Source organism: Benzoatithermus flavus, from assembly GCF_037908215.1.
In the GTDB taxonomy this organism is placed as follows: domain Bacteria; phylum Pseudomonadota; class Alphaproteobacteria; order Geminicoccales; family Geminicoccaceae; genus Benzoatithermus; species Benzoatithermus flavus.
In genome coordinates this window covers 36,184-62,680 of the sequence record NZ_JBBLZC010000014.1, presented here as the reverse complement: position 1 = coordinate 62,680, position 26,497 = coordinate 36,184, and the positions used below count along the sequence as shown (strand labels likewise).

General features: G+C 70.1%; 27 protein-coding genes and 1 other RNA gene. 8 read left to right on the top strand and 20 right to left on the bottom strand.

Annotation, left to right across the window (positions count from 1 at the left end):
• Positions 1 to 13: 13 nt before the first annotated feature.
• The 8 genes from U1T56_RS14670 to U1T56_RS14635 form a co-directional block, all read right to left on the bottom strand.
• Complete coding sequence (locus U1T56_RS14670) at positions 14 to 703, bottom strand: Crp/Fnr family transcriptional regulator (RefSeq protein WP_418160229.1); 690 nt, start codon at positions 701 to 703, stop codon at positions 14 to 16.
• Positions 704 to 943: 240 nt separating this feature from the next.
• The gene (locus U1T56_RS14665; RefSeq protein WP_418160228.1) at positions 944 to 1,714 is read right to left on the bottom strand and encodes an SDR family NAD(P)-dependent oxidoreductase; all 771 of its coding nucleotides are present in this window, start codon (positions 1,712 to 1,714) and stop codon (positions 944 to 946) included.
• A 58-nt stretch (positions 1,715 to 1,772) separates the two neighbouring features.
• Positions 1,773 to 2,807: a zinc-dependent alcohol dehydrogenase gene (locus U1T56_RS14660; protein ID WP_418160227.1), complete on the bottom strand. Its 1,035-nt coding sequence runs from the start codon at positions 2,805 to 2,807 to the stop codon at positions 1,773 to 1,775.
• Positions 2,808 to 2,933: 126 nt separating this feature from the next.
• Entirely contained in the window at positions 2,934 to 4,388 is a 1,455-nt protein-coding gene (locus U1T56_RS14655; protein WP_418160226.1) for an adenylate/guanylate cyclase domain-containing protein, read from the bottom strand.
• Between the two features lie 422 nt (positions 4,389 to 4,810).
• Positions 4,811 to 4,999 carry a hypothetical protein gene (locus U1T56_RS14650; protein ID WP_418160225.1) on the bottom strand — a complete coding sequence of 63 codons (189 nt, stop codon included), beginning with the start codon at positions 4,997 to 4,999 and terminating at the stop codon, positions 4,811 to 4,813.
• A 161-nt stretch (positions 5,000 to 5,160) separates the two neighbouring features.
• Positions 5,161 to 6,420 carry a phosphoglycerate dehydrogenase gene (serA, locus tag U1T56_RS14645; protein WP_418160291.1) on the bottom strand — a complete coding sequence of 420 codons (1,260 nt, stop codon included), beginning with the start codon at positions 6,418 to 6,420 and terminating at the stop codon, positions 5,161 to 5,163.
• Positions 6,421 to 6,551: 131 nt separating this feature from the next.
• A complete protein-coding gene (locus tag U1T56_RS14640) occupies positions 6,552 to 8,204 on the bottom strand; it encodes a helicase HerA-like C-terminal domain-containing protein (protein ID WP_418160224.1) in 1,653 nt (550 codons plus the stop codon).
• Positions 8,205 to 8,302: 98 nt separating this feature from the next.
• The gene (locus U1T56_RS14635; RefSeq protein WP_418160223.1) at positions 8,303 to 8,971 is read right to left on the bottom strand and encodes a DUF2076 domain-containing protein; all 669 of its coding nucleotides are present in this window, start codon (positions 8,969 to 8,971) and stop codon (positions 8,303 to 8,305) included.
• Positions 8,972 to 9,331: 360 nt separating this feature from the next.
• Between U1T56_RS14635 and U1T56_RS14630 the strand changes: the two genes are divergently transcribed.
• Positions 9,332 to 10,312, top strand: a complete 981-nt coding sequence (locus U1T56_RS14630; RefSeq protein ID WP_418160222.1) for an alpha/beta fold hydrolase — start codon at positions 9,332 to 9,334, stop codon at positions 10,310 to 10,312.
• A 110-nt stretch (positions 10,313 to 10,422) separates the two neighbouring features.
• Here the strand turns inward: U1T56_RS14630 and U1T56_RS14625 are convergent, their stop codons facing one another.
• Positions 10,423 to 10,719 (bottom strand): hypothetical protein, encoded by a 297-nt coding sequence (locus tag U1T56_RS14625; RefSeq protein ID WP_418160221.1) that lies wholly within the window; start codon positions 10,717 to 10,719, stop codon positions 10,423 to 10,425.
• Positions 10,720 to 10,877: 158 nt separating this feature from the next.
• Between U1T56_RS14625 and U1T56_RS14620 the strand changes: the two genes are divergently transcribed.
• Entirely contained in the window at positions 10,878 to 11,609 is a 732-nt protein-coding gene (locus U1T56_RS14620) for an SDR family oxidoreductase (RefSeq protein WP_418160220.1), read from the top strand.
• A 12-nt stretch (positions 11,610 to 11,621) separates the two neighbouring features.
• On the opposite strand, the gene U1T56_RS14615 is transcribed toward U1T56_RS14620, so the two are convergent.
• The 10 genes from U1T56_RS14615 to tkt all read right to left on the bottom strand — a co-directional run bounded on the left by U1T56_RS14615 (position 11,622) and on the right by tkt (position 22,300).
• Positions 11,622 to 12,086 (bottom strand): DUF805 domain-containing protein, encoded by a 465-nt coding sequence (locus tag U1T56_RS14615; protein ID WP_418160219.1) that lies wholly within the window; start codon positions 12,084 to 12,086, stop codon positions 11,622 to 11,624.
• 125 nt (positions 12,087 to 12,211) lie between these two features.
• On the bottom strand, positions 12,212 to 13,012 hold the full coding sequence (locus tag U1T56_RS14610) for an inositol monophosphatase family protein (protein ID WP_418160218.1): 801 nt from the start codon (positions 13,010 to 13,012) through the stop codon (positions 12,212 to 12,214).
• An 18-nt stretch (positions 13,013 to 13,030) separates the two neighbouring features.
• A complete protein-coding gene (efp, locus tag U1T56_RS14605) occupies positions 13,031 to 13,597 on the bottom strand; it encodes an elongation factor P (protein ID WP_418160217.1) in 567 nt (188 codons plus the stop codon).
• Between the two features lie 3 nt (positions 13,598 to 13,600).
• The gene (locus U1T56_RS14600; RefSeq protein ID WP_418160216.1) at positions 13,601 to 14,212 is read right to left on the bottom strand and encodes a thiamine phosphate synthase; all 612 of its coding nucleotides are present in this window, start codon (positions 14,210 to 14,212) and stop codon (positions 13,601 to 13,603) included.
• 74 nt (positions 14,213 to 14,286) lie between these two features.
• Complete coding sequence (locus tag U1T56_RS14595; RefSeq protein WP_418160215.1) at positions 14,287 to 15,213, bottom strand: class I fructose-bisphosphate aldolase; 927 nt, start codon at positions 15,211 to 15,213, stop codon at positions 14,287 to 14,289.
• A 131-nt stretch (positions 15,214 to 15,344) separates the two neighbouring features.
• Positions 15,345 to 15,638, bottom strand: a complete 294-nt coding sequence (locus U1T56_RS14590; protein ID WP_418160214.1) for a hypothetical protein — start codon at positions 15,636 to 15,638, stop codon at positions 15,345 to 15,347.
• Positions 15,639 to 15,709: 71 nt separating this feature from the next.
• Positions 15,710 to 16,915: a phosphoglycerate kinase gene (locus tag U1T56_RS14585; protein WP_418160213.1), complete on the bottom strand. Its 1,206-nt coding sequence runs from the start codon at positions 16,913 to 16,915 to the stop codon at positions 15,710 to 15,712.
• A gap of 229 nt (positions 16,916 to 17,144) precedes the next feature.
• Positions 17,145 to 19,037 (bottom strand): sulfatase-like hydrolase/transferase, encoded by a 1,893-nt coding sequence (locus tag U1T56_RS14580; protein WP_418160212.1) that lies wholly within the window; start codon positions 19,035 to 19,037, stop codon positions 17,145 to 17,147.
• 215 nt (positions 19,038 to 19,252) lie between these two features.
• Positions 19,253 to 20,278: a type I glyceraldehyde-3-phosphate dehydrogenase gene (gap, locus tag U1T56_RS14575; RefSeq protein WP_418160211.1), complete on the bottom strand. Its 1,026-nt coding sequence runs from the start codon at positions 20,276 to 20,278 to the stop codon at positions 19,253 to 19,255.
• Between the two features lie 36 nt (positions 20,279 to 20,314).
• On the bottom strand, positions 20,315 to 22,300 hold the full coding sequence (gene tkt, locus U1T56_RS14570; protein ID WP_418160210.1) for a transketolase: 1,986 nt from the start codon (positions 22,298 to 22,300) through the stop codon (positions 20,315 to 20,317).
• A gap of 240 nt (positions 22,301 to 22,540) precedes the next feature.
• Here tkt and U1T56_RS14565 point away from each other — a divergent pair, with 240 nt between their 5' ends.
• The 5 genes from U1T56_RS14565 to U1T56_RS14545 all read left to right on the top strand — a co-directional run bounded on the left by U1T56_RS14565 (position 22,541) and on the right by U1T56_RS14545 (position 24,826).
• Positions 22,541 to 22,828: a hypothetical protein gene (locus tag U1T56_RS14565; RefSeq protein ID WP_418160209.1), complete on the top strand. Its 288-nt coding sequence runs from the start codon at positions 22,541 to 22,543 to the stop codon at positions 22,826 to 22,828.
• Positions 22,829 to 22,840: 12 nt separating this feature from the next.
• Positions 22,841 to 23,170, top strand: a complete 330-nt coding sequence (locus U1T56_RS14560) for a cell division protein ZapA (protein WP_418160208.1) — start codon at positions 22,841 to 22,843, stop codon at positions 23,168 to 23,170.
• Positions 23,171 to 23,182: 12 nt separating this feature from the next.
• A non-coding RNA gene (ssrS, locus tag U1T56_RS14555) (6S RNA) lies at positions 23,183 to 23,343 on the top strand.
• A 21-nt stretch (positions 23,344 to 23,364) separates the two neighbouring features.
• Positions 23,365 to 23,979, top strand: a complete 615-nt coding sequence (locus tag U1T56_RS14550) for a 5-formyltetrahydrofolate cyclo-ligase (protein WP_418160207.1) — start codon at positions 23,365 to 23,367, stop codon at positions 23,977 to 23,979.
• Positions 23,980 to 24,004: 25 nt separating this feature from the next.
• Positions 24,005 to 24,826 (top strand): TIGR00282 family metallophosphoesterase, encoded by an 822-nt coding sequence (locus U1T56_RS14545; RefSeq protein WP_418160206.1) that lies wholly within the window; start codon positions 24,005 to 24,007, stop codon positions 24,824 to 24,826.
• On the opposite strand, the gene U1T56_RS14540 is transcribed toward U1T56_RS14545, so the two are convergent.
• Complete coding sequence (locus tag U1T56_RS14540) at positions 24,823 to 25,068, bottom strand: histidine kinase dimerization/phospho-acceptor domain-containing protein (RefSeq protein WP_418160205.1); 246 nt, start codon at positions 25,066 to 25,068, stop codon at positions 24,823 to 24,825. The two genes, U1T56_RS14545 and U1T56_RS14540, sit on opposite strands and share 4 nt — an antisense overlap.
• A gap of 234 nt (positions 25,069 to 25,302) precedes the next feature.
• Between U1T56_RS14540 and U1T56_RS14535 the strand changes: the two genes are divergently transcribed.
• Entirely contained in the window at positions 25,303 to 26,487 is a 1,185-nt protein-coding gene (locus U1T56_RS14535) for a class I SAM-dependent rRNA methyltransferase (protein ID WP_418160204.1), read from the top strand.
• Positions 26,488 to 26,497 lie beyond the last annotated feature (10 nt).

Here is a 26,497-nt window from a genome sequence, read left to right as displayed (position 1 = left end):
CGGAGCCGATGCCCTACGCTTCCGCCCCGATGAGGGTGTCCAGCATCGCGGCGTTGCGGATCACGAGGTCGCGCCCGCTGCGGCCGACGATGCCCGAGCGGATGAGCTGGCCGAAGGCGCGGGCCACGGTCTCGCGTGTGGTGCCGACATGGGCGGCGAGGCTCTCCTGTGTGGGCAGCGGCGTCACCTTGAGCCCCTCGGGAGAAGGGCGGGCCAGGCGCTGCAGCTCGCGATAGACACGCTGCATGGCGCCGAGCACGGTGAGCTCGGTGATCCGCTCGTCGGCGCGGCGGACCATGCGCGCGAGGTCCCGCAGGAGCGCGAGCGTGATCGCCCCGTGGGCCAGGAGGAGCTCGTGGAACGCGCTCGCAGGCAGCGAGGCGACGAGGCAGTCGGTCTCGGCCTCGACCGAGGCCGAGCGTGGCTCGCCGTCGATGGCCGAGAGCTCGCCCACGTGGTGGCCGGCGCCGATCCTGGCATAGGCGACCTCGCGGCCCGAGGCGGCGTAGTTGACGACACGGACCGCGCCTTCGACGATGAACAGGACGTGACGGCAGCTCGAATCCCGGCTCAGGATGCGCTCGCCGGCGCGATAGCGGCGCCAGGCGCAGCGGGCGGCGAGCATCTTGCGCTCGGCGGGCTCCAGCGGGGCCAGGAGCCCGATCCCGTCGAGGGTCGCGGCAGGGGCGGTGCTGGCAGTCATGGTGCCCTGGGCCTCCCATGCTCGATGAGCTGCTAGGAGAGGCCCTGCTCTAGCGGAGCAGCGTTTCGGGCGCGTGTCGCCGAGGGCTCGACGTGTTTCGACCGTGTCGCCCTCTCCCGCAGGGACGCGGGAAGGGCCGGGCTCGGTAGCCGATCACGCCGTCGCGCGCGCGGCATCCTGGGGCCGGAGCCGATCCCGCCCACGCGGGAGCGGCACGGGAACGCCCTTCGGGCGACGCGCTCAGCCCGCGGTGAAGCCGCCATCGCAGAGGATGGCCTCGCCCGTCACGAGATCGGAGGCCTTGGAGGCCAGGAACAGGACGACGTCCGCGACCTCGACCGGCTTGCCGAAGCGGCCGAGCGGGGTCTTGGCCAGCATCGGCCCGTGCTTTTCGGGATCGCTCCAGACCTTCTCGCCCATGGGCGTCATGACGATGGTCGGGCAGACCGCGTTGCACTGGATGTTGTAGCGCGACCACTCGACCGTCATCACCTTGGTCAGCGCGTTGAGACCGTTCTTGGAGGCGGCGTAGGCGCCGTGGCGCTCGAGGGCGACGATCCCGGTCTGTGAGCTGATGTTGATGATCTTGCCGCTGCGCTGCTCGATCATGGCGGGGGCGAGGGCTTGGGCGAGGAGGAAGGGGGCGCGCAGGTTGACCGCCATGGTCCGGTCCCAGTCCTCGACCTCGGCGACCAGGAGCTCGTCCAGGAGCGCGATCCCGGCATTGTTGACCAGGATGTCGATCGTGCCGAAGGCGGCGAGGGCTCGGCTTGCCGCCTCGCGGGGCGCCTCGATCGTGGCGAGGTCGGCCTCGATCACGACACAACGGCGCCCCAACGCCTCGACCGCGGCCTCGACCTCGGCCAGGCCCTCCGCATCGCGGGCGACGGCGGCGATGTCGGCCCCGGCATCGGCGAGCACGCGGCAGATCTCGAAGCCGATCCCCTTGGAAGCACCGGTGACCAGCGCACGCTTGCCAGCGAGCGAGAAACGTTCGACGAAGGCGGGCATTCTCTGATCCTCCCTGTTCGTTCTTGGGTGGCTCGGCAGTCGACGGCTCGCCAGACGCTCAAGCGCCGGGCGAGCCGTTCGGATGCAGGATGGCCTTGACGATCCCGCCTGAGCGCTCGGCCTGAAGGGCGAAGGCCTCGGGTGCCGCCGCGAGCGGGAAGTGGTGGGTGGCGAGCCGGCGCACGTCGACCCGGCCGCGGCGGACCAGCTCGATGGCGCGGGGATAGACGTGGCCCATGCGGCGCGAGAGCTTGATGCCGAGCCCCTTCCTTCGGGCGAGCGAGGCCTGAAGTGCATAGCTGTCACCCTCGGGGATGCCGATCAGCACCACCCGGCCGCCGATGCGCGCGGCCTCGGCCGCGAGCTGGAAGCCTTCGTGCACGTCGGTCGCCTCGAGCACGAGATCAACGCCGCGCCCGTGCGTCAGCTCCAGGAGCTCCGCGACCGTGGCCACGGCCCGGTCGGCGCCGAGTTCGAGCGCCAGGGCCCGGCGGCCCTGATGGGGCTCGACCGCGATCGTCTCGCCCACACCCGCCACCTTCGCGACCTGCAGCGTCAGCAGGCCGATGGCGCCGCAGCCGATCACCGCACAGCTCTCGAGCAGGCGCGGCCGCGCCAGATCGACCGCATGGACGGCGACCCCCAGGGGCTCCAGCATGGCCGCGTCGGTGGCATCGAACCCCTCCGGCACCGGGAAGAGCGCTTCCGGGCGGGCGGTGATCAGCCGGGTCATGGCACCCATGTGCGGCGGCGCCCCCTTGAACACGACGTTCGGGCAGAGATTGACGTGGCCGCGGTGGCACCACTCGCAGCGGCCGCAAGCCGTGGCCGGATCGACCGCGACCAGCGTGCCGGGGGCGATGCCGAACCGTGCGGCGCGGTCGTCCACCACACGGCCGGCGAACTCGTGGCCGGGCACGAAGCCGCCCTCGACCACCTGCTGGCCGATCGCACCCTCGAGATAATAGTGGAGGTCGCTGCCGCAGATGCCGACCGCCTCGACCGCGATCAGGAGCTCGTCCGGCCCGGGCACGGGCTCTTGGATCTCGCCCACCGCCACGTCGCGAATACCGCGGATGAACGCCGCCTGCACACCTGACCTCCCTGGGATCGTCGCGTCATCGTGGCCGGCGGCATTCCGTCCGCCGATCCCGCCGAAGGATCGGCCGAGGGCTGCACTTCTGTCAATCGGCGAGACAGTTGTGCAGCATCCGCTCGGCTAGGCCGCCGCGGCGGCAGGGTCCGGCGGGCCGATCCTGAGCACGGTCATGGGCCGATCGATGTTGTGGAAGCGGGCGGTGCGCGGCTCGGTCGGGTAGGAGGCGAGCAGCGTCTGCACGTCGGGATACCGCCAGACCTCCTCGGTGATCCAGATCTCCGCCGCATCGGCCATCTCCTGGACCCGCGAGGCGATGTTCACGGTCTGGCCGAAATAATCGAGCTGGTCGTTGAGCGTCACCGCGATCGCGGCACCATGGTGGATGCCGATCTTGAGCGACACGGAGCGCTCGGGCTGATCCTGGTTGAAGCGCCCGATGGCCGCTCGCATGTCGAGCGCCGCACGAACGGCACGGGCTGCATCGGGGTAGGCGGCCATGACCGCATCGCCGATGGTCTTCACCACCGCCCCGCCGTGGCGCACGGTGGCGGTGCGGAGCTGGTCGAAATGCTGCTGGACGAGCTGGAAGGCGTTGAGGTCGCCGACCCGCTGGTAGAGTGCAGTCGAGCCCTTGATGTCGGTGAACAGGAGCGCGATGTCGCGGATCGCGAGCCCTTGTGCTCCGCCGACCACCTCGGAGCGGAACAGGCTCCTGAAGGTCTGGCTCGTGAGAAGGTGCTTGCCGGTGAGGTAGGGGGCGAAGTCGAGCAGCGTGTCCTCGTGATCCGGGTCGACCTGGAGAATGGCGAGCACGCCACGCTGCAGCGTGAGGTTCTCGACCTCGAGCTCGACCCGGCCCGGCCGGATCTCGACCCGGTCGGGCCGGTAGGCCGTGCCGAGCCAGCTCAGCCGCAGGTGCTGCGGCTCGCCGGATCGGTCGCCCGTGACGGGCAGGAGGAAGCCCGCGTCGGTGTCGGTGCTGAGACCGGAAATGGCGCCAGCAGCCGCCTCGAACACGAACGTCGTGGTGCGGCCGGGCTCGAGGAAGCTCAGGCCGCGCAGGGAAGGCCGGGTCGCCTCGACGAGGGACAGGTCGTCGGCAGCCCGGCCCTCGCGGACGGTCTTGTAGACGAAGAGGTAATCGAATGCGTCGAGCATCTCGGGGCGATGATGGCGGATCGTGCCGATCGCCGGCGAGAGCGTGAAGTAGATGGCGATGTAGTCGTCCATCACCGCCTCGTACTCGTTGTGGCACAACGGGCAGCGGAAGCGGCGGGTGACGGCGCGGAGCTGTGCGAAGCTCTCGACCGCGCAGGCACACATCGGGCAGATCAGAAGCCAGTCCATCTGGAACAGCCCCAGTGCCGTGGCGTGGAGGAAGAGGTCGACCGCCTCGTCCTCGGCCATGCCGCGCTCGGCCGCGAAGGCGAGCGGGTTGACGCGGAACAGGGCCGCATCGTCGCCACCGCGGATCAGCGCCTCCAGACGGGACACCACGCGCGGGCTCCAGGGCCGCGCCGCCTCGAGCCGCGCCAGCCGCTCGTCGAGCCTCGCCTCGTCGACCAGGATCGCCATGGCCCCTTGATCCTCTTGCTCGGCGGTTCGGGTGAAGGGCGGAGAATGGTAGCGTGGAAAGGGGGACGGCTCCAAGCGGGAGTTGGCCGGAACGCAACTCGCCGTAGCGCCGGCACGATCGTGTGGACATGCGCCAACACTTTTGGGCTTAATTTTCGATTCAAAAGGATTACTCGAATTCGTTCGTGCAATTTTCGATTTCGTCGTGCGCAGAGCTCCGCCTGGAGACCGGATCGGGTCGATCAGGAATATTATCCTTGAATCGGTCCTGCGGCGAGCCCGGCGGGAACGGGAGCACGAAACGCGCAGGGGGACGGTCGTTTGCGGCGAACAGACTCAGCCGAGCCTCGGCTCCAAATCGGTCCTGGCGAAGTCGCTCCCGCCGAAGAGGATGGCGATCACCGCCGAGCTGTCCACCGCGATCACCGATGCCCTTCGGTCAGCAGGGGGGCGTCGCAGGCCGCGTCCCATTCGGCCCGGTGACGGGTCGCGTGTCGAGCAGCGGGCGCACCCGGGCCGTAAAAGCCTCGACGCGGACCGGCAGGCTGGTCGCAGCCTCGCCGCGCGCGCTCCAGCCATTCCCGCAAGGCGCGGGTGACGGCCTCCGTCATGGTCTCGCCGGTCAGGTGCGAGCTCCCGCGCCAACCGGTCGGCCTCCTCCGTCTTGATGCTCAGGGCCATCACCGCCGTCTAGACATGCTGTCTGGACAGCATGCAGCCGGGGCTCTCTCCAGCTTGCGCATGGTCCAGTCGGCACGCGAGCCGCCGCCCCTCAATGCCGCTCGTAGAGGAAGCGGGCGCGGATGGTGCCCTCGACGGCGCGGAGCTCGGCCTGGATCTCTTGCGCGTCGTCGTAGCCGCCGTCCACGTCCATGACGACGTAGCCGATCTCGCCGTCGGTCTGGAGGTACTGGGCGCCGATGTTGAGGCCGCGGCGGACGAAGACGTCGAGGACGCGGGCGAGGATGCCCGGCACGTTGCGGTGGGCGTGGATGAAGCGCGTGCCCGAGGGGCGCGCGGGCAGCTGGACCTGGGGGAAGTTGACGGCACCGAAGGTGGAGCCGACGTCGGAATAGTCGATCAGCTTGCGCGCCACCTCGTTGCCGATGCGGGCCTGGGCCTCGGCGGTGGAGCCGCCGATGTGGGGCGTGAGGATGACGTTCGCGAGGCCGCGCAAGGGCGAGAGGAACTCCTCGCGGGCACTCGAAGGCTCGTCCGGGAATACGTCGACGGCGGCTCCCAGGAGATGGCCGTCGCGGATGGCGGCGGCGAGTGCTTCCACGTCGACGACCGTGCCGCGGGCGGCGTTGATCAGGAAGCTGCCGGGCCGCATGGCGCGGATCTGCCGCTCGCCGATCATCCAGCGCGTGGCCTGTGTGTCGGGGACGTGGAGCGAGACCACGTCGGCGCGGCGCAACAGATTCTCGAGGTCGGGGCAGGGCTCGGCGCGGCCCAAGGGCAGCTTCGGGGCGATGTCGTGGAAGATCACGTGCATGCCCAAGGATTCGGCGAGCACGCTGAGCTGGGCGCCGATATTGCCGTAGCCGACGATGCCGAGCGTCTTGCCGCGCACCTCCCAACTGTTCGCGGCCGACTTGATCCACTCGCCGCGGTGCGCCGCCACCGACTTCGGGAAGATGCCGCGCATCAGCATGATGATCTGGCCGAGCACGAGCTCGGCGACGCTGCGCGTGTTCGAGAACGGGGCGTTGAAGACGGGGATCGCCCGATTTCTCGCCTCGTTCAGCGCCACCTGGTCGGTGCCGATGCAAAAACAGCCGATGGCGATCAGCCGGTCGGCGGCCTCGAGCACGCGCCTCGTCACCTTCGTGCGCGAGCGGATGCCCAAGATGTGGACACCCTCGAGGCGGCGGATCAGCTCGTCCTCGTCGAGGGCACCGGGAAGCCGGGTCACGCTGGTGTAGCCGTCGGCCACGAGATCGGCGACGGCATTCTCGTGGATGCCCTCGAGAAGGAGGACCTGGACCTTCTCCTTGGCAAGCGACAGTCTGGTCAAGGGCTCGCTCTCCATCGCTGCGGCGCGGGCGAGCCCATAGCACGGGGGCAAGCGGAACCGGGAGACGGCAATCGCCACGGCGAACGTTTTTTGCCGCGCTGCGGAAGATACGTGTCGCCGTCAGGCGAGCGGGGCGCGGTCTCGCCTCACCGCTTCAGGATCGAGCCCAGGATGCCGCGGACGATGGCGTTGCCGACCTGGCGGCCGACGCTCGAGCTCATGCTGCGTACGGCCGACTTGACCACGGCCTCGGCCACGCTCTGCCGCTTGCCGCCGCCCGTGAGAATGTCGCCGAGGATGCCGCCGAGACCGCCGCCGGCGGGTGGGGCGGCCTCGGGCTCCTGGTAGCGGGTCGCGGGCCGGCGGGTGGCATCCGGCCGGGCCTGTGCCGGGTACCGCCCGCCGATCCGGCGCGAGCGGGTCCCGCCGGGTTCCACGCCCCACGGGTTGGCGTCGTCGCGGCGCGGGGCGGGACCCGCACCCCAGGGGCTGTGCGGGGCGGGGGCCTCGGCCACGGTGGTGGCGCGGCCCCGCAGGCGCTCGTAGGCGGACTCGCGATCGACGGGTGCGTCGTACTTGCCGGCGAGCGGGCTCGTGGCCATCACCTGCCGGCGCTCCTCGGGCGTGATGGAGCCGATGCGCGAGCGGGGCGGGGCGATCCGCACCCGCTCGACGATGCCGGGCACACCGCCGGGCTCGAGCGTCGAGACCAGAGCCTCGCCGACGCCGAGCTGGGTGATGGCCTCCTCGGTCTCGAACTTCGGATTCGGGCGGAAGGTCTCGGCCGCCGCACGCACCCCTTTCTGCTCCACGGGCGTGAAGGCGCGCAGCGCGTGCTGCACCCGGTTGCCGAGCTGGCCCAGGATCGCGGGCGGCACGTCGGCCGGATTCTGCGTCACGAAATAGACGCCCACACCTTTCGAGCGGATCAGGCGCACGACCTGCTCGACCTTCTCGACCAGGGCCTTGGGCGCGTCCTTGAACAGGAGATGCGCCTCGTCGAAGAAGAAGACGAGCTTGGGTTTGTCGAGATCGCCCGCTTCCGGCAGCTCCTCGAACAATTCGGCCAGGAGCCACAGGAGGAAGGTGGCGTAGAGCCGGGGCGAATGGATCAGCCTGTCGGCCATCAGCACGTTGACCGCACCCCTGCCGTCGGGCGTGGTCAGCATGAGGTCGGTGAGCTCCAACGCCGGCTCGCCGAAGAAGTGCTCGGCACCCTGCTGCTCGAGGGTGAGGAGCCGGCGCTGGATCGTGCCGATCGTGGCCTTGCCGACGTTGCCGTAGGCGGTCGTGAGCTCGTCGGCGCGCTCGGCCACGGCCTGGAGCATGGCCGTGAGGTCCTTGAAGTCGAGGAGCAGGAGGCCCTCGTCGTCGGCGAGCTTGAAGGCGATGTTGAGGACACCTTCCTGCGTGTCGTTGAGCTCGAGCATGCGGGCGAGCAGCAAGGGGCCCATCTCGGCCACGGTCGCGCGCACGGGATGGCCCTCTTCGCCGAACAGATCCCAGAAGACGACGGGTGCCGCCTCGTAGGCGAAGTCGGCGATGCCGAGCTCGGCCGCGCGCTGCTCGATCTTGGGATTGGCAGCCCCGGGCCGGCCGAGGCCCGAAAGGTCGCCCTTCACGTCGGCGCAGAACACTGGCACGCCGGCGCGGCTGAAGCCCTCGGCCAGGACCTGCAACGTCACCGTCTTGCCCGTGCCGGTGGCGCCGGCGACGAGCCCGTGCCGGTTGGCCAACGGCAGATGGAGGTATTGCGGCTTCTCGCCCTTGCCGATCAAGAGCGTCCCGGCGCCGTCCATGACCTCAGGCTCCCCTCTCGCGGTCGTGCTCCAGCCCTTATAGGCGGGCCCATGCCGGGCTGTCTCTGCGCCCGGCATGGGCCCGCTCTGCCGGCGGCTCAGATCGTCTCGTCGCCCCCGCCGAAATCGTCGCCGGTGTCGTCGTAGCCCGGCTCGTCGTCGCCGGCATCGACGAAGCCGGGCTCGTCGTAGCCGGACTCGTCCGCGGGTCCGGTGTCGGCGATGTGCTCGGCGCTGCCGAAACCGACCTCGTGGGCAAGCCCGGCCGTACCCTCGGCCGCGTGCTCGAAGGCATTGGCGATGGCGTCCGCGACCAGCATCCCGCCCGCGACGCCGAGCGCCGTCTGCATGGCGCCCGCGAAGAAGCCGCCACCCGCGGGCCGGCCCCAGGGCGAGCCGTAGCCCGCACCCATAACGGGCGGCGGAGCGTAAGCCTGCTGCGCCGGATAGGGAGAAGGCGGCGGTGCCGCGGGGCGGCGCTGCTGAGCCGGCTGGCCACCGCCGAACAGGCCCGACAGGAAGCCGCCGCCTGCGGACGGACGCTCGGCGAGCTGCCGCTCCAGCTCCTGGACACGGGCCTGCAGGGTCGCGAGCGCCTGCTCCTGCACCAGGATCGCCTGCGCCATGTAGTAGGGGGCAGCCGGCAGGCTCGCCACCTGCTGGCGAATGTACTGATCGGCCTCGGCGTCGCGCTGCGGTGACTGCAGCTCGAGCTGCCGCAGCTTGGCGAACAGCCCGTCGATGGCCTGCCGTTCTCTCTGATCCATGACCGATGCTCCTCTCGGGGCAAGCCGCGTGATCGATCCGCCGCCTGCGGTCGGGGAAGAATATAACATCCGAGACCGGCCGAGAGCCGAGCGTGAACCCGCTTTTTCCGACACCCGTCGCGAGCGGCCGCGTAGCGCGGATCCAGGGTTGCACGATGGCGCGGGCTTTAGTTTCATGCGCCACCGCGTCGATCCGGCTGTTTCCGGCACGATCACGGCTCCCATATCCGCCTGGGATGGCCTAATCGTGAGCCGCGACGTCGCCATGGAGCGCGAAGGATTGCTGCACCGTGCCATCGACCTCGGGAGCCAGCGCATGACCCGTCGTGCCCTCTCGCGAACCGGTCGGGAGACCACGGCATGAGGCGGCGCCCGGCCCACAGGCTGCTCCAGCCGCAGCGGCGACCGGCACCCTCGCTGCCGCGGCCCGCCACCGACTTCGCCGTACGCCTGCACGACGGCAGGCGCTTGGGCATCGCCGAGTTCGGCAGCCGCTCGTCGCTGCCGGTGATCTACTGCCACGGCTTTCTCGGCAGCCGGCTGGAGCCCGCGGCGGGCGAGATCGACGGCATCAACATCATCGCCTTCGACCGCCCCGGTTACGGCCGCAGCGACCTGCAGCGCCTGCCGTCCCTGCGCGGGTTCGGCGCCGACGTGGCCGAGGCGCTGGTCCAGCTCGGGGTTGGGCCGTGCATCGTGGTCGGCGTGTCGACCGGAGCGCCCTACGCGCTCGCGATCGCCTCCGTGCTGGGCCAGCGGGTCAGACGCGTGATCCTGGCAGGCGGCATCGCCGGGCCCGAGGTGTTGGAGACCGCGGGCGGGATAGCGCTGGTGCTCTCGCTCCTGGGCCGGCGCGGCAGCCGCACCGGCCGGCTCCTGCAGCGGATCATGCGGCTCGCGGTCGCGGCCCGGCTCGAGCGGCGCTTCGTGTCGCTGGCACTGGCCACGGAACGCAAGGTGCTCGAGCGCCAGGGCGTGGCGCTGGAGGCGCTCCGTGCCGGGCTGCTCCAGTCCCTGCGCGCCGGCAGCCGCCGCAGCCTGCGCGGGCCCATGGCCGACGCACGGCTCGTGGCCCAGCCCTGGGACTTCTCGCTGCTCGACATCGAGACCGAGGTGCATATCGTCCACGGCGCGGACGATTCCGTGGTGCCGCCGATCCATGCCCACTGGTACGCGGCGCACCTGCCGCACAGCCGGCTGGAGCTGGTGCCGGGCGAGCTGCATCTCTCCTTGTGCTTCCGCAGCGCCGCCCGCATCCAGGCGGCCGTGCGCGAACTCGAGGAGGTGGGGCGGTCGGACGATCCGGAAGGAAATGCGGCTCTGCTCGCGGAGGCCGGCTGAGGTCATGGCGGACGCTGCGATCCCGAGAGCGCAGGCATCGGTGGAATCCGCGTCGAGGCGGTCCCGATCTTCGCTTCGCCGGTGAACGGGGTCCCAGGGAGCCTCCCTCGTCAGCAGCCCTGCGTCGCGTCGGGCTGGCATTCGCTGAAGCGGAACGGCTCGCCCACGTCGGGGCGCAGGGCGTCGAAGACGCGCTCGTCGTCGCAATGCACCTTCGCCATGACGAGCTGCCTGCCGTCGACCGTGCGCTCGACGACGTGGCTCAGGAAGGCCACGGTGCAGTTCCGGGTCAGCCCGATCTCGCCGGCGAGATCCTCCTGCCAGTCGGCCTGGGCGCGGAGCATCGCCGGCGAGATCGGGCCTAGGGCCAGAAGCGTGACGAGGATGGCGCGCAGGCTCACCTTCATGATCGGCCTTCTCCTGGACTGAGCGTCGGTCCGAAGCGTAGGACGATCCGACGGAAGCGGCGATGATCCATCTCAAGAGCGGCTTTTTCGGAACTCTTGGCCGGTGCCGCTCTTGCCGACGCGATGGGCCGTCGTTGCGCAACTCGGAGGGGCCGTTCATGGCGGATGGAACACGTGCCGCGCTCGTCACCGGCGGTGCCAAGGGGATCGGGCGAGCCACGGCGGCCCGCCTCCTGGGCGAGGGCTGGGCGGTCACGATCGTCGATCGGGATCGGGAGGCGGGGGCGGCTGCGCTCCGGGAGCTGGGTGGCGGCAGTGCCCTGCGGTTCGTGGCCGGCGACGTCGGCGAGGATGAGGCCGTGCGGCGGGCGATCGAAGGCACGCTCCAGGCGTTCGGCCGGCTCGATGCCATCGTGAGCAATGCCGGGATCATGATCCGCAAACCCGTGACCGAGCTCGGACTCGACGAGTGGCAGCGCGTGCTCGCGACCAACCTGACCGCGACCTTCCTGCTGGCGAAGCACGGGGCGCCGCACCTGCGCCGCGCGAGAGGGGCGATGGTGACGATCGCCTCGACCCGAGCGCTCCAGTCCGAGCCCGACACCGAGGCCTACAGCGCCACGAAGGGCGGACTCGTGGCGCTGACCCATGCGCTGGCGCTGAGCCTCGGGCCGGATGTGCGGGTCAACTGCATCTCGCCGGGCTGGATCGACACCAAGGGCGAGCCGCTGTCCGAGGCCGACCATGCGCAGCATCCCGTGGGCCGGGTCGGCCGGCCCGAGGACGTGGCGGCGATGGTGAGCTTCCTCCTGGGGCCCGAGAGCGGGTTCGTCACCGGCGCCAATTTCGTGATCGACGGCGGGATGACGCGAAAGATGGTCTACGTCTGACCGCCCGGCCGCTCAGGCAGGGGCGCTCGTGGCCTGCGGGCCGGCCTTGCCCGACGCCGGGCCGAACGGGTTGTCGTGCGGCTGGCCCGGGGCAAAGAGCAGCCACAGCCCAACGCCCAAGGGCACGAGGCTGAGGACGAAGGCCAGCACCGGCTCGGACGGCCTCGCCACCTCGCTGATGCCGCTGCACACGCCATCGAGCAGGCAGATCCAAACCAGATTCAGCGCCGACAGACCCAGGTCGTGGAGGCGCTTGGCAGCGATGGCGATACTGGTCCAGAATATGAAGCCGACCGCGGAAAGCACCAGCAGGAGACCGATTGCCTGCGCGCCGTGGCCCGAGTCCGTTGCGGCGAGACCGACGGCGCCGACGACGATCAGCACGGCACCGATTGCCCAGGCCAGGCTGCCATACCCGAAATAGGCCAGGCGCGAGAGGCGCCCGTTCAGCGAGAAGAGAGCGGTCGTAAGGTCCATGAGGGTTCCCCCGGATAGCTGGTGGCCTGCCCGCTCGGGCAGCAATTCCAGCTTCGCGTCCGGGGGTTAAGCTTTCCTGAGGCGGGGCGCGGCGGGGCCACGCCGTCATAGCCCAGGATAGAGCCTCAGACCGGCGTCACCTCGAGCAGCGTCGCACGCAGACGGTCGTAGATGTCGGGATTGCCGGCGACGATGGTGCCCTCGGCCAGGAGATCCTCATCGCCCTCGAGCCGGCCCACGCGGCCGCCGGCCTCGCGGATCATCAGGATGCCGGCGGCGATGTCCCAGGGCTGCACGCCATATTCCCAGAACCCGTCCTGCCGGCCGGCGGCGACGTAGGCGAGGTCGAGCGAGCAGACGCCGAGGCGCCTGAGGCCGCCGCACTCGTCGGCGACCCGGTCCATCTGCCGGGTGAAGCCCTTCTCCCGCGCCTTCCAGTTCTGGATCGGCAGGCCGCAGCCGATCAGGGCGGTGCGCATGTCGCTGCGGCGCGAGACGCGGATACGGCGGTCGTTGAGATAGGCGCCGCCTCCGCGCTCGGCCGTGAACAGCTCGTTGCGCAGGGGATCGAAGATGATCCCGGCGGTGAGCTCGCCGTGCTGCTCGAGAGCGATCGAGATCGCCCAATGCGGCAGGCCGTGGAGGAAATTGGTGGTGCCGTCGAGCGGATCGACGATCCAGCGATTGTGCGGCGAGCGGCCGACCTCCGCACCGCTCTCCTCCATGAGGAAGCCGTAATCGGGGCGGCCGCGCTTCAGCTCCTCGCGGATGATCTGCTCGGCGCGGCGGTCGGCGGCGGAGACGAAGTCTCCGGGGCCCTTGATCGAGACCTGGAGCTGCTCGACCTCGCCGAAGTCGCGGGCGAGCGAGCGGGCGGCACGGGTGGCGGCCCGGATCATGATCTCGATATTGGCGGAGCGGGGCATCGGTTTCCTGGTTCCAGCTCAGTCCTTCGCGCGCTCGACGTAGGTGCCCTCGCGCGTGTTGACGACGACCCGGACCCCGGTCTCGATGTGCGGCGGCACCATGATGCGGGTTCCGTTCGAGAGAAGGGCGGGCTTGTAGCTCGCAGCCGCGGTCTGGCCCTTGAGCGTGGGCTCGGTCTGCGTCACCTCGAGCACGACGGTCTCGGGCAGCTCGACCGAGAGCGGCCGACCCTCGAAGGTCTGGACCTTCACCACCATGCCCTCCTGCAGGAACCGGGCGGCCTCGCCGATCAGGCTGCGGGGCAGGGCGACCTGCTCGAAATTCTCTTGGTTCATGAAGACGAGCCGGTCGTCCTCCTCGTAGAGGAACTGGTAGTTTTCCTTGTCGAGGTGGACCTGCTCGACCGTTTCCGAGGTGTTGAAGCGCTGGTTGAGCTTGGTGCCGTCGGTCAGGCACTTGAGCTCGGCCTGGAGATAGGCCGGGCCTTTGCCGGGCTTGACGTGCTCGCCTTTCACCAGCGTCCAGAGCCGGTCCTTGTAGGCGATGACGTAGCCCGGCTTGATCTCGTTGACATTGACCTTCATCGCTCAACCTTGCATGGCCGAAGACGCAGGACGCGGGCCGATCGCCCGCACGGTCCGCGCCAGCTCGGGAAGGTCGTTCCCGCCGGCCGTCACGGCCACGAGGTCGGCACCGGCGCGCACGAAGGCCGCGGCCCGATCCGGGGTGAGCCGGCCGGCCACGGCGCAGGGAATGACGAACAGCTCGTTCCACCAGGCGACGAGCTCCGAAAGCCCGTCCTCGTCCTCGACCGGCCGGTCGAGAGTACCCAGCATCACATAGTCAGCGCCGGCCTCGCCCGCAACCATCGCGGTGTGACGCGACCGGCCGCAAGCCGCACCGATGATCGCATCGGGGCCGAGCTGGCTGCGCACGGCCGCGACCTTCGCCGGGTCGTCGAGATGCACGCCGTCGGCCGCAGCCGCGTGCGCTGCCGTGGCGTCGTTGCGGACGAAGAACGCGGTCGCGCGACGGTGGCAGGCTTCGCGGGCGGCGGCGAGCGCGGGCCCGCGCGCGGCGGTCGGGAGCGCCGTCACGTCGCCCACGACCGCCGCGATCCCGCCCTCCGCCAGGAGGACCTCCAGCTCGGGTGCCAGGCCGTCTGGCCCGAGGGGGACGAAGAGGAGCAGCCCCGGCACCGCTTCGTCCGGCTCGAGCCACGGACCCTCGGCGGAGGGCTCGTGGCGTTCGGGACTCTTCCTTCCGGCCGGGCTCACGCCTGACCCAGGTAAATCTTGACGACCTGGTCGAGCAGGGCCAGGGCGTCCTCCTTCGAGCGCTGGAAGCTGTTGCGGCCGATGATCGAGCCGTGACCGCCGCCTTCGGCGATCTGCCGGATCTCGTTCAGGACGCCTTCCGTGCCCTTGGCCTCGCCGCCCGAGAACACGACGAGCCGCTTGCCGTTGAACGCCGCCTGCATGACATGCCGGATGCGATCGGGCAGCGTCTCCATCGGGACGTTCGCCTTCTCGTAGGCGCTCTTCGCGGCATCGAGGTCGATCATCGCCTTGGGCGGCTTCACCTTGATGATGGTGGCACCCATGAGCGCCGCCATGTGCGCGGCATAGGCCACGATGTCGAGCGCGGTCTCGCCGTCCTTGCTGACCTTGCCGCCGCGCGGGTAGGACCAGACCACCGGGACGAGGCCCTTGGCCTTGGCCTCGCGGATGATCTCCTTGAGTTCCTCCTGCATGGCGTAGCAGGCATCCGAACCCGGATAGATCGTGAAGCCGACGCCGACACAGCCGAGTCTGAGCGCGTCGTCGACCGTGGCGGTGAGCGCCTGGTCGTTGACGTTGCCGCCGGCGAGGCTGTTGGCGCTGTTGAGCTTCAAGATCAGCGGCACCTCGCCGGCATAGCGGGCGGCACCGAACTCGAGCGGACCCAAAGGTGCCGCATAGGCCGAGAGCCCGGCCTCGATCGCGAGCTCGAACAGGTAGTTCGGATCGTAGGCCGCGGGATTGGGCGCGAAGCTGCGGGCGGGCCCGTGCTCGAAGCCCTGATCCACGGGCAGAATGACGAGCTTGCCGGAGCCGGCGAGCCGGCCGTGCATCAGGAGCCGGGCGAGGTTGGTCTTAACGCCGGGATTCTCGGCCTCGTACCAGGACAGGATCTCCTTGACCTTGGGCGTCAGTCGCATCGCAAGCTCCTTGCTCTCGGTTATCCGGTTCGTCCGATCGGCGCGGACATTACATCCACGCCACGCGGTACAAAAGCCGCAGGTGCGGCCCCGGCGCCGTGTCGGGATGGGGCGGTATGGCGCAGGCCGGCCTAGCGAGGGGTATTCGGGGGAGGCAGGAAAGAAGCGCGCTCCGATGAGGGCTCGAGGATCTCGCCGTCGAGCCCGGAGCGCAGGACCGCGCCGAGCTGCTCCGCCATGTCGGCGAGCTTTCGGGCGAGATCGGCATCGCCCGTGAACAGGAGGTCGCGGCAGCCGGCGCGAAAGGCGGCGAGGACGAGACCGGCATCCTCGCCGCAGTCGATCACGACACGCCGGCCCAGCGCCTCCTCGACCGCGCGCCAGTAGCCGGCCCCGGCGAAGGCGGCGAGGCCCGGCGCGCTCACCGGCGTGATGCCCCTCTCCAGCGCCGTCCGGGCCTCGGCGAGGTCGCGAACCCGGACGAAGCGCTCGCCGGTCAGGCGGCGTGCCGCGCCAGCGCCGCCACGCCGGGGAGCTCCTTGCCCTCGAGCCATTCCAGGAAGGCCCCGCCCGCGGTCGAAACGTAGGTGAAATCGTCGAGTACGCCGGCATGGGCGAGCGCCGCCACCGTGTCGCCGCCGCCGGCCACGGTCTTGAGCTTGCCCGCCTTGGTGAGAGCCGCCGCCGCCCGCGCCACCTCGTTGGTGCCACGGTCGAAGGGCTCGATCTCGAACGCCCCCAGGGGACCGTTCCAGAGCATCGTCCTGCAGGTGCCGAGCCGCTCCGCGATCGCCCTGGCCGAGGCGGGACCCACGTCCAGGATCATGTCGTCAGGCTCGATCGCATCGAGCGCCACCGTGCGGCAGGGAGCGCCGGCGCGGAACTCCTTCGCGACCACGGCATCGACCGGCAGCAGGATCTCGACCTTCTTGGCCTCGGCCTTGGCCATGATTTCGCGCGCCGTGTCGGCGAGGTCGCGCTCGCACAAGGACTTGCCGACGTCGATGCCCTTGGCGTTGAGGAAGGTGTTGGCCATGCCGCCGCCGATGACGAGGACGTCGACCTTGTCGAGCACGTTGCCGAGCACGTCGAGCTTGGTCGAGACCTTGGCCCCGCCGATGAGGGCCGCGGTCGGACGGTCGGCACCGCCGAGTACCGCCTGCAGCGCCTCGAGCTCGGCCTGCATGAGGCGGCCGGCATAAGAGGGCAGGCGCTCGGCCAGACCCGTCACCGAGGCGTGCGCCCGGTGGGAGACCGAAAAGGCATCGTTGACGTAAATGTCGCCGAGCGTGGCGAGCTGGTCGGCGAAGGCCGGATCACCCTTCTCCTCGCCGGCGTGGAAGCGCAGGTTCTCGAGGAGCGCCACACCGCCCTCGGGGAGCGCGTCCACCACGGCATGGGCGAGGGGGCCCACGCAGTCGGGCGCGAAGCGCACGTCGACCCCGCCCAAGGCCTGCGAGAGGACCTTGTCGATGGGGGCGAGGCTCATCGAGCTTTCGACCTTGCCTTTGGGCCGTCCGAAGTGCGAGAGGATCACCACCCTCGCACCCTTGCGCATCAGCTCCTCGATGGTCACGGCCGCGCGCTCGATCCGGGTGGCGTCGGTGACCTCGCCGTTCTGCATCGGCACGTTGAAGTCGACGCGCACCAAGACGCGCTTGCCCTTGACGTCCACTCCGTCGAGCGTTCGAAACGCCGGCATGGTTCGGGCCTCCTCGCCCCGCTGTCGCTGCGGTCCTCTTGATTGGCCGCCGCGAGCTAGCATGGCGCGACGTGGCCTGTCCATGCGCGAGAGAGACGGGCGACAGCCCGGCTCTACGCCAGAACCTGCTTCGGCCGGATCGGAAGCGATCGCCTTCGGTCTTCTTTCACGACTGCAAGCATCACGAACGCCCCGTCGGCTCTTCCGCCTCGCCCGAGAAGGGCCTCGACTAGAAGTCGAAGCCGTGCCCGAGGATGCGGTGCAGCGTGCTCCTGTCCGAGGGGTCCAGGCCGGCGAGTTGCGCTGCGAGTGCCAGGTAGCGTGCCCTGGCGAGGGCCTGCGGCGCTCGCAGGTCCGGCGGCAGCGGTGCCCGCAGCTCGCTCGGGACGAGATCCTCGAGCAGGAGCCGCATGGCCCGGCTCGCCCGCGGGTCGCCCGGCACGTTGTCGAGCTCCGCCCGCCCGCCCTCGGTGGCGTAGTCGTAGAACTCGGTCTCGATCGTGGACCGGTCGATCCGCGTGGTGCCTCTGTGCCAGTCCGCATAGACGCCGAGCTTGAACGTCTCGGTGCGCAGGCCGAGCAGGTGGCGGGGTCCGTCATTGAAATTGAAATAGTCCGCGATCAACTCGTCCGAGACGAGCAGGACATAGTGCCGCCCCGGTGCACGCGCCGAGCGCAGCATCGGTACCATGTCGTGCCGGCGGCCGTAGAGCTCCGCGAGGTGGCCGGTCAGCCAGTCACGGCTGCCGCCGTGGCCGAGGCTCACGAGCAGTGGCAACATGTCGACCGAGGAGGTGAGCCCTTGGCGCATGATGTCGATATCGCCGGTAAGCCTCCCTTGCGGGTCGACCACGATCAGCGGCACGTGGAAGGCCTCGTCGTAGAGCGCGCCCACCTTGCCGGCGAGGAAGCCGTGGGCGCCGGCATACTCGCCGTGATCCGAGGTGAAAACGACGATCGTCTCGCGCGCCACGGCGCGCGGCAGCGCTGCCACGACTTCGCCGATCCGCTGGTCGACGATGCTCATGATCTGCGTGTAGGAATCGAGGCCGCGCCGCCAGTACGCGAACGGCGCCTGCGCCAAGCCGTAAGTGTCGGGCGGGCTCGGATAGGACACCACCTCGAAGCCCGATCGCCCCGGATCGTCGGCGGCGCCGCCGCAGACCAGCGCCTGGAACAGGCGCATGCAGGTCTGGGTCGAGGGCTTGCGCCGCATGATCCGCTCGGCCGATTCCCAGTTGGGCGGCAGCCTCGGGTAGCCGAAGGCCGGCGGGCTCTTCAAGGGATTCTCGTCCCAGGGTACCACCGGCGGATAGATCTGCCCCTCGTTCTCCGAGAAGAACACGAACGGCTCGAGATTGTCGCTCCGGCCGTCGAACAGGCCGTTGAAGGTCTTGAACTCGGTGCCGGCCCAGAAGAACTGCCGGTCGTGCGGGTTGACGAACGAGACCGTGAGGCACCAGGGCGTCTCGCCGGGGCGGCGGGCGCTCAGCCAGGCGACCGCCTGATCGGCGATGTCCCGGTCGTTGTGGTAGCCGTTGGCCTCGTCGCCGACCGTACCCTGCAGGTTGGAGCCGGTCGGATCGGGATAGGTCAGGCCCTGAAAGCCGTAAGCCTCGAGCCGGTCGCCGCTCGCGGGCGGGATCGCGACGTGCCACTTGCCGACATAGGGCGTGCGGTAGCCGGCCGCACGCAGGAGCTTGCCGTAGGTCGGGTAGGCCCGGCTCAGCACCGGCGCCGCCGAGACTCTGGTATCGGGCGTGTTCTTGATGGTCTGGGGAAGCCAGCTCTGCTGCGAGTAGAGACCGCTGATCAGCACGCCGCGCGCCGGCGTGCAGGCGGTGGCCGCGGTGAAGTGCCGGCCGAACTTCACGCCGCGGCGCCACAGCGCGTGCGTGTTGGGCATGAAGCGGGCGAGGAACCCGTCGACGTCGTGCACACCGGCCGGGAACACGCTCGGAAAGCGCAGCTCGTCCACCAGGATGAGCAGGATGTTGGGGCGCCGTCCTCCCAGATGCCCGTGCCCGGTCGCGGCTTCGACCGTGTGGCCGGCCGGATCGAACCCGGCCAGCATGCCCGCGGAAAAAGCGGCCGTCGACCGCATCAGGTCCCGTCGCTTCACGGCGTCCTCCCTCGCTTTCCGATCATGCGCCAGGCCCGGTGCGGGTGGCGTCCTGCCGGAAAGAAGTCAGCGGACCGCTCCGGCCGATGCTGCCAGCCGGAGGGGTGCGAGCCATGGGACCGCAGGCACCCACGTGGGGGTGCTCGGACCTGATTGACGGAAGCTTAACATGGAAACACGGGGCGGGCCAGAACGGCGCCGCCCCATGGCCGGAATCAGAGCATACGACCCATCAGCGCGGCGGTGTCGCACATCCGGTTCGAGAAGCCCCACTCGTTGTCGTACCAGGAGGCCACGCGGACCAGCTTGCCCTCGAGCACCTTGAGCGAGCTGAGGTCGACGGTCGAGCTCGCCGGGTCGTGGTTGAAGTCGATCGAGACCAAGGGCTCCTCGTGCCAGGCGAGGACGCCCTTGAGCGGGCCGGCGGCCGCTGCCTTGATCGCCTGCTTGATCTCCTCGGCCGAGGTGTCGCGCTTGGGCACGAAGGTGAGATCGACCAGGCTGACATTGGCCGTGGGCACGCGGATCGCCACACCGTCGAGCTTGCCCTTGAGTTCGGGCAGGACGAGGCCCACCGCCTTCGCGGCGCCGGTCGAGGTCGGGATCTGCGAGAGCGCCGCCGCGCGGGCGCGGTGCAGGTCCTTGTGGAAGACGTCGAGCAGGTTCTGGTCGTTCGTGTAGCTGTGGATCGTGGTCATGTGACCACGCTCGATGCCGACGGCGTCGTTCAGGACCTTGGCGAGCGGGGCCAGGCAGTTGGTCGTGCAGGACGCGTTGCTGACCACGGTGTGCTCGGGCCTGATCTGGTCCTGGTTCACGCCGAAGACGACGGTGATGTCGGCACCGTCGGCGGGGGCGGAGACCAGCACCTTCTTGGCGCCGGCCTGGAGATGGCCGCTCGCCTTCTCCTTGCTCGTGAAGATGCCGGTGCATTCCAGCACGATGTCCGCACCCACCTGCCCCCAGGGCAGCTTCGCGAGGTCGCGCTCGGCCAGTACCTTGATCGGCGGCAGCGCCTTGCCGGCGGCGGTGCGGACGTGCAGCTCGTCGCCCTCGAGCTCGACCTCGCCCGGAAAGCGGCCGTGCACGCTGTCGTACCGGAAGAGATGCGCGTTGGTGGCCGGCGGGGCGAGATCGTTGATCGCGACCACCTCGAGGTCGTCGCGACCGCGCTCGGCCAGGGCGCGCAGGATGTTGCGGCCGATCCGACCGAAGCCGTTGATGGCTACTTTCGCACTCACCTCTCGGTCTCCCTCCTTGCTTGCGACGGGTCCCGGTTATAGCCGCGCGCGAACCTTGCGCGCCACGTTCTCGGCCGTGAGGCCGAAATGCTCATAGAGCGCCTTGTAGGGGCCGCTGGCGCCGAAGCTGGTGAGGCCGACCACGTCGTCCTCGCTGTCGACGTAGCGGGTCCAGCCGAAGGGCGATGCCGCCTCGACCGCGATGCGGGGAGCATCGCCCAGGACCGCCGCCCGATAGGCCGGGTCCTGCCGCTCGAACAGCTCCCAGCTCGGCATCGAGACCACGGCGGCCGAAATGCCGTCCTTGGCCAGGAGCTCGCGCGCGGCGAGCGCCAGCGACACCTCCGAGCCGGTCGCGAGCAGCGTGGCGTCACGCCGCTCGCCCTCCGGGGTGAGCAGGTAGGCGCCGCGAGCGCACAGGTTCTCGTCGGTGTGCCGATCGCGCACCGTCGGCAGCTCCTGGCGGGTCAGCGCCAGCACCGACGGTCCGTGCTCGTTCCGCAGCGCCAGCTCCCAGCACTCGGCGGTCTCGACCGCATCGGCCGGGCGGAGCACCAGCACGTTCGGGATCGCGCGCAGGCTCGCGAGATGCTCGACCGGCTGGTGCGTGGGTCCGTCCTCGCCGAGCCCGATCGAATCGTGGGTGGCGACGAAGATCACGCGCTGGCGCATCAGGGCCGCGAGCCGCAGCGGCGGGCGGCAATAGTCGGCGAAGACCAGGAACGTGCCGCCATAGGGAATGATGCCGCCGTGCAGGGCCAGGCCGTTCATGGCGGCGAGCATGCCGTGCTCGCGGACACCGTAATAGATGTAGCGGCCGCCATACTCGCCCGGCCGGATCGGCAGCGTGGCCGCGGTGTTGGTGTTGTTGGAGCCGGTGAGGTCGGCCGAGCCGCCGACCATGGCGGGCACCGCCTCGGTCAGGACCTCGAGCGCCATCTGGCTGGCCTTGCGGGTGGCCCAGGCCGGGCGCTCGGCCGAGAGCTTCTGCTTGTGAGCGTTCACCTTCGCCGAAAGGTCGGCCGGCAGCACGCCTGCGAGCGTGTCCGCGAAATCGCGCCGCGCGGCCTCGGGCAGGGCGTCGAGGCGCTTCTGCCACGCTGCGTGCGCGGCACCGCCGCGAGCACCGAAGCGACGCCACGCCGCGAGGATGGGCTCCGGCACGTGGAAGGGCTCGTGCGGCCAGCCTAGCGCGGCGCGCGCACCCTCGATCTCCTTCGCACCCAAAGGGCTGCCGTGGCTCGACGCCTTGCCCGCCTTCGTCGGAGCACCCTTGCCGATGATGGTCTTGCAGGCGATCAGCGACGGCCGGTCCTCCTCGGCGCGCGCGGCCGCAATGGCGCGCTCGACCGCCACCGGGTCGTGGCCGTCCACGGCCTGCGTGTGCCAGCCGGAGGCCGCGAAGCGCATGAGCTGGTCGTCGGAGACCGAAAGCGAGGTGGGGCCGTCGATCGAGATGCCGTTGTCGTCCCAGAGCACGATCAGCCGGCCGAGCCGCAGATGCCCCGCGAGCGAGATCGCCTCGTGGCTGATCCCCTCCATGAGGCAGCCGTCGCCGGCGACGACCCAGGTGTGGTGATCGACGAGATCGCTGCCGAAGCGGGCGGCGAGGTGCCGCTCGGCCAGCGCCATGCCGACGGCGTTCGCCAGGCCCTGGCCCAAGGGGCCGGTCGTGGTCTCGATACCGAAGGCGTGGCCGTATTCGGGATGCCCCGCCGTGCGCGAGCCGAGCTGGCGGAAGCGCTGCAACTCCTCGATGGTCATGTCCGGATAGCCGGTGAGATAAAGGAGCGCATAGAGCAGCATCGAGCCGTGCCCGGCGGAGAGCACGAACCGGTCGCGGTCCGGCCAGTCCGGGTGGGCGGGATCGAACTTCAGAAAGCGGGTCCAGAGCACGGTCGCGACGTCGGCCATGCCCATCGGCATGCCGGGGTGGCCGGACTTGGCCCGCTCGACGGCATCCATGGCGAGCGCCCGGATGGCGTTGGCGAGATCGGCGTGCGAGACGGAGCTGACGGACATGGCTGACGGTACCGGATCGACGTAGCACGAAGGCGGCACCGGCCGGTGCCGCCGCGAGGCGCTTGGGTGGGCCGCAAACTGGACGAGCGGCGACAAAAAGCAACAGGGTTTTTTGTCGGGCTCCACGCGGGTTGCCCGCCGTGGCGACGACGCTCATGGCGGGCAGTTGGTTGACGGGGTTAAGGGTGTGTGTCAACAGTTTCGGCCAATAGGCACAACAGGCGAGATCATCAGCCCGAGATGTCGGTCCTCCATCGCGCCGAGGAGCGCACGCAAGCAGCCCTTGGCCGGCTCGAGCGCGCGCTGCGGTCCCTGTCGGCGGGCGCTTCCGCGGCCGACCCGCGTGCGGCGCTGGAGCGGGCGGCGCTGGAACGGGACTGCGAGCTCCTGCGCGCCGAGTGCGACAGCCTGCGGCGCGAGCTCGAAGCCGTGCGCGAGCGTCAGGCGCGGGCAGCGGCCGTGGTCGCAGAGGTGGAGGACCGGCTCGACGGGGCGCTTGCCCGGCTCGACGATCTGGCCGGAGAATAAGGACGCGGCACCATGGGAATGGTCGATGTCCAGATCAACGGCCGCCGGCATCAGCTTCAGTGCGGCGACGGCGAGGAGTCGCGGCTGCGCCGGCTCGCAGCCTATGTCGACAGTTGCGCTTCCAAACTCGCCCAGCAGCACGGGCAGCTTTCCGATGCGAAGGCGCTGCTCCTCACGAGCCTCTTGATCGCGGACGAGCTGTCGGATGCCTACGAGGAGATCAAGCGGCTGAAGGCGGCACTCGGCGAGCACAGCAAACGCGCCGAGGAGGAAGCGGCGAGCGCTCTCGACCGGGTCGCCGTGCGACTCGAGCAGCTTGCCGAGGCGCTCGAGAAGGCCTAACTAGGGGGTCGGCGGTGGCTGCTGGGTTCGTGACCCGTCGTCAATCATCGCCCCGGGCCTAATTCGTTCCAAAGGGAGCTGTCCCTGTCGTGGTCGTGGCCACGTCACACGGCGCCCACCTGCGTAGCAGGTCCCAGGGACGACTACGACGCAACGGCTTCGGCGGCGCCGCCACTTTCTCTTTCGGACCTGGGATGGCTGATCCGGACGGTGTCGCGCTCGACGAGCGCAAGTGGGCCTTGCGCCGCGAGATGCGCGCACGGCGGACGACCTTGACCGACGCGGAGCGTGCCGCCGCCAGCCGTGCGGTCGCCTGGCACGTGCTGCGGCATCTGCCCTGCCGCGAGCGGCCGCGCATCTCCCTGTTCTGGCCGCTGGCCGAGGAGATCGACACGCGGCCATTGCTTCACATCCTTTACGCGCTCGGCGCCGAGCCGCTCCTGCCGCGCATGCAGGGCAAGGGCCGGCCGCTCGTCTTCCATCGCTGGAGCCCGGACCTGCCGCTCGTGCAGGGGCCGTTCGGGGTGATGGAGCCGCCGCCGGAGCTGCCGCCGGTCCTGCCCGAGATCGTGCTCGCCCCGCTTCTGGCCTTCGACCGCCGCGGTCATCGCCTCGGCTACGGCGCCGGCTTCTACGATCGCACCTTCGACGCGGTCGAAGCCGCGGGGGGTGCCCCGCTGCGGGTGGGCTTGTGCTTCGCCTGCCAGGAGGTGACGGAGGTGCCCGTGGACGAGACCGACGTGCCCTTGGACCTCGTCGTCACCGAGGAAGGGCCCGTCGTGCTGCGGCCCACTTCGGGCCTCTCCTAGGAGCCTGATCGGAGTTCCCGCGACCGTGCGCATCCTCTATGTCGGCGACGTGGTCGGCCGTTCCGGCCGCAGCCGCGTGATCGCCGAGCTGCCCAGGCTCAAGGCGCAGCTCCGGCTCGACGTCGCGATCGTCAACGGTGAGAACGCCGCCGGCGGCTACGGCATCACCGCCGCGATCGCGAACGAGCTGTTCGCCGCTGGGGCGGATGCGATCACCATGGGCAACCATGTCTGGGACCAGCGCGAGCTGATCGGGTACATCGACCGCGAGCCGCGCATCATCCGCCCGCTCAACCTCGCCCCCGGCACGCCGGGCCGCGGCGTCGTCGAGCTGCGCACGGCCAGGGGCCAGCGGGTGGTCGTGATGCAGGTGCTGGGCCGGCTGTTCATGGGCCTCTACGACGACCCGTTCCGCACGCTCGAGGCCGAGCTCAGGCGGCACGCGCTCGGCGGCACGGCGCAGGCGATCGTGGTCGACGTCCATGCCGAGGCCACGAGCGAGAAGGTGGCACTCGGCCACTTCCTGGATGGTCGCGTCTCGCTGGTGGCGGGCACGCACACCCACGTGCCCACGGCGGACGCCCGTATCCTGCCGGGCGGTACGGGCTACATCACCGATGTCGGCATGACCGGCGACTACGACAGCGTCATCGGGATGGACAAGGCGGGCTCGCTCCAGCGCTGGCGCAGCGACGTGCCGGGTCAGCGGCTGATGCCCGCTATGGGCGAAGCCATGCTGTGCGCCGTCCTCGTCGAGACCGACGACCGGACCGGACTTGCCCGCCGGATCGAGCCGGTGCGGCTGGGGCAGGGGCTGCGCCCGGTGGTTCCGGCGGAGCTCGGCTAGCTCAGGGCCTTCTGCAGCACGATGGAGCCCAGGAGCTGCTCGACCGTGCGGGCGAGGCGCTCGTTCTCGACCAGGAGCACCTCGAGGAAGCGTCGGCGCTGATCCTCGGTCAGGTCGGGATAGTCGCGCATGATCTCGGAGAGCGAGCGGATGGAGGCCAGGGGCGTCCGCAGCTCGTGCTCGATTTCCTCGAAGGACATCTCGTCCGGCGTCCTGTTCTGGTCTCCGGGCAGGGGCACCATCCGTCGTCTCCACCACCGCAGGTCGCAACTCGCATTCGGAAAACGATTTTGCCCGGTCATCGTTGAAGCTAGATGGCGGCCCGGAGCGGGCCAACGCGACCACGCGGCTCTGCGGCGATCTGCCACGCGAGCAGAGCCGATACCCGGCGAGACCCGCAGCCGTCGTCGTCCACGCTTGCCAAACGCGCCTCGAGGCCCGATGTTCCGCGGCCCGGCGCCTTTGGACCCATGCCGATGAGCTATCCGACGATCAAGATTCTTCCGGGCGAGGACCGGCGTCTGCGCAACGGCTCGCCCTGGCTGTTCTCCAACGAGCTGCGCATGGACGAGGCCGCGAAGGCTGTCCCGCCCGGCAGCCTCGTCCGGCTGATGGGGCCGACCGGCAAGATCCTGGGCGTGGCGCACTTCAACCCGCACTCGCTCATCGCCGCCCGGCTGCTCACGCGCAACAAAGACGCCGTGATCGACCGCGCGTTCATCGCCCGGCGAATCGCAAGGGCGCTGGCCCTGCGCGAGCGGCTGTTCGACGCGCCCTTCTACCGGCTGGTCCATGCCGAGGCCGACGGGCTGCCCGGTCTCGTCGTCGACCGCTTCGGCGACACGCTGGTCGTGCAGCTCAACACGGCCGGAATGAATGCACTCGAGCCGCTCGTGGTCGAGGCGCTGGACGAGGTGCTGAGCCCTGGGGTGCTCATCGCCCGCAACGACACGCCTTCGCGCGGGCTCGAGGGCCTGCCGGCCGAGGTGCGGGTGCTGAAGGGCGAGGCCGGCCCGCGGCTCGAGGTCATCGAGAACGGGCTTTCCTTCGCGGCCGATCCCCTGGGCGGCCAGAAGACCGGCTGGTTCTACGATCAGCGCCCGAACCGGCTGTTCACGGCCGGGCTCTGCCGCGGCGAGGCCGTGCTTGACGTCTACACCTATTGCGGCGGCTTCGCCCTCACCGCGGCGGCGCACGGCGCGAAAAGCGTCGTCGCCGTCGACGGCTCGGCGCATGCGCTCGCGCTCGCCGCCGAGAGCGCCGCGCGCCAGGGCAGCGCCGAGCGGTGCAGCTTCCAGCGCGCCGACGCCTTCACGTTCCTCGACGAGGCCGCCAGAGAGAAGCGCCGCTTCGGGGTGGTGATCGCCGACCCGCCGGCCTTCGTGAAGAGCAGGAAGGATCTCGGCAGCGGCCTTCGCGGCTATCGCAAGCTGGCGCGGCTCGCGGCGGCGCTCGTGACCGAACCCGGATTCTTGTGCCTCGGCTGCTGCTCGCATCACGTGTCGCCGGACCAGTTCGCGGCCGAGACCTGGGCCGGCATCCGCGAGGCCGGCCGGGGCGGGCGGCTGCTCCGCTCGGCCGGGGCGGGTCCCGATCATCCGGTCCATCCGGCGCTGCCCGAGACCGCCTACCTCAAGTTCCTGGTCTACGCCCTGGACTAGCCGGCATCTC

Excerpts from the sequence above, each read along its gene's own strand:
- U1T56_RS14670 (WP_418160229.1), bottom strand. The coding sequence starts at position 703 with ATGACTGCCAGCACCGCCCCTGCCGCGACCCTCGACGGGATCGGGCTC.
- U1T56_RS14665 (WP_418160228.1), bottom strand. The coding sequence starts at position 1,714 with ATGCCCGCCTTCGTCGAACGTTTCTCGCTCGCTGGCAAGCGTGCGCTG.
- U1T56_RS14655 (WP_418160226.1), bottom strand. The coding sequence starts at position 4,388 with ATGGCGATCCTGGTCGACGAGGCGAGGCTCGACGAGCGGCTGGCGCGG.
- U1T56_RS14650 (WP_418160225.1), bottom strand. The coding sequence starts at position 4,999 with ATGACGGAGGCCGTCACCCGCGCCTTGCGGGAATGGCTGGAGCGCGCG.
- serA (WP_418160291.1), bottom strand. The coding sequence starts at position 6,420 with ATGGAGAGCGAGCCCTTGACCAGACTGTCGCTTGCCAAGGAGAAGGTC.
- U1T56_RS14640 (WP_418160224.1), bottom strand. The coding sequence starts at position 8,204 with ATGGACGGCGCCGGGACGCTCTTGATCGGCAAGGGCGAGAAGCCGCAA.
- U1T56_RS14635 (WP_418160223.1), bottom strand. The coding sequence starts at position 8,971 with ATGGATCAGAGAGAACGGCAGGCCATCGACGGGCTGTTCGCCAAGCTG.
- U1T56_RS14630 (WP_418160222.1), top strand. The coding sequence starts at position 9,332 with ATGAGGCGGCGCCCGGCCCACAGGCTGCTCCAGCCGCAGCGGCGACCG.
- U1T56_RS14625 (WP_418160221.1), bottom strand. The coding sequence starts at position 10,719 with ATGAAGGTGAGCCTGCGCGCCATCCTCGTCACGCTTCTGGCCCTAGGC.
- U1T56_RS14620 (WP_418160220.1), top strand. The coding sequence starts at position 10,878 with ATGGCGGATGGAACACGTGCCGCGCTCGTCACCGGCGGTGCCAAGGGG.
- U1T56_RS14615 (WP_418160219.1), bottom strand. The coding sequence starts at position 12,086 with ATGGACCTTACGACCGCTCTCTTCTCGCTGAACGGGCGCCTCTCGCGC.
- U1T56_RS14610 (WP_418160218.1), bottom strand. The coding sequence starts at position 13,012 with ATGCCCCGCTCCGCCAATATCGAGATCATGATCCGGGCCGCCACCCGT.
- efp (WP_418160217.1), bottom strand. The coding sequence starts at position 13,597 with ATGAAGGTCAATGTCAACGAGATCAAGCCGGGCTACGTCATCGCCTAC.
- U1T56_RS14595 (WP_418160215.1), bottom strand. The coding sequence starts at position 15,213 with ATGCGACTGACGCCCAAGGTCAAGGAGATCCTGTCCTGGTACGAGGCC.
- U1T56_RS14585 (WP_418160213.1), bottom strand. The coding sequence starts at position 16,915 with ATGCCGGCGTTTCGAACGCTCGACGGAGTGGACGTCAAGGGCAAGCGC.
- tkt (WP_418160210.1), bottom strand. The coding sequence starts at position 22,300 with ATGTCCGTCAGCTCCGTCTCGCACGCCGATCTCGCCAACGCCATCCGG.
- U1T56_RS14565 (WP_418160209.1), top strand. The coding sequence starts at position 22,541 with ATGTCGGTCCTCCATCGCGCCGAGGAGCGCACGCAAGCAGCCCTTGGC.
- U1T56_RS14560 (WP_418160208.1), top strand. The coding sequence starts at position 22,841 with ATGGGAATGGTCGATGTCCAGATCAACGGCCGCCGGCATCAGCTTCAG.
- U1T56_RS14550 (WP_418160207.1), top strand. The coding sequence starts at position 23,365 with ATGGCTGATCCGGACGGTGTCGCGCTCGACGAGCGCAAGTGGGCCTTG.
- U1T56_RS14540 (WP_418160205.1), bottom strand. The coding sequence starts at position 25,068 with ATGGTGCCCCTGCCCGGAGACCAGAACAGGACGCCGGACGAGATGTCC.
- U1T56_RS14535 (WP_418160204.1), top strand. The coding sequence starts at position 25,303 with ATGAGCTATCCGACGATCAAGATTCTTCCGGGCGAGGACCGGCGTCTG.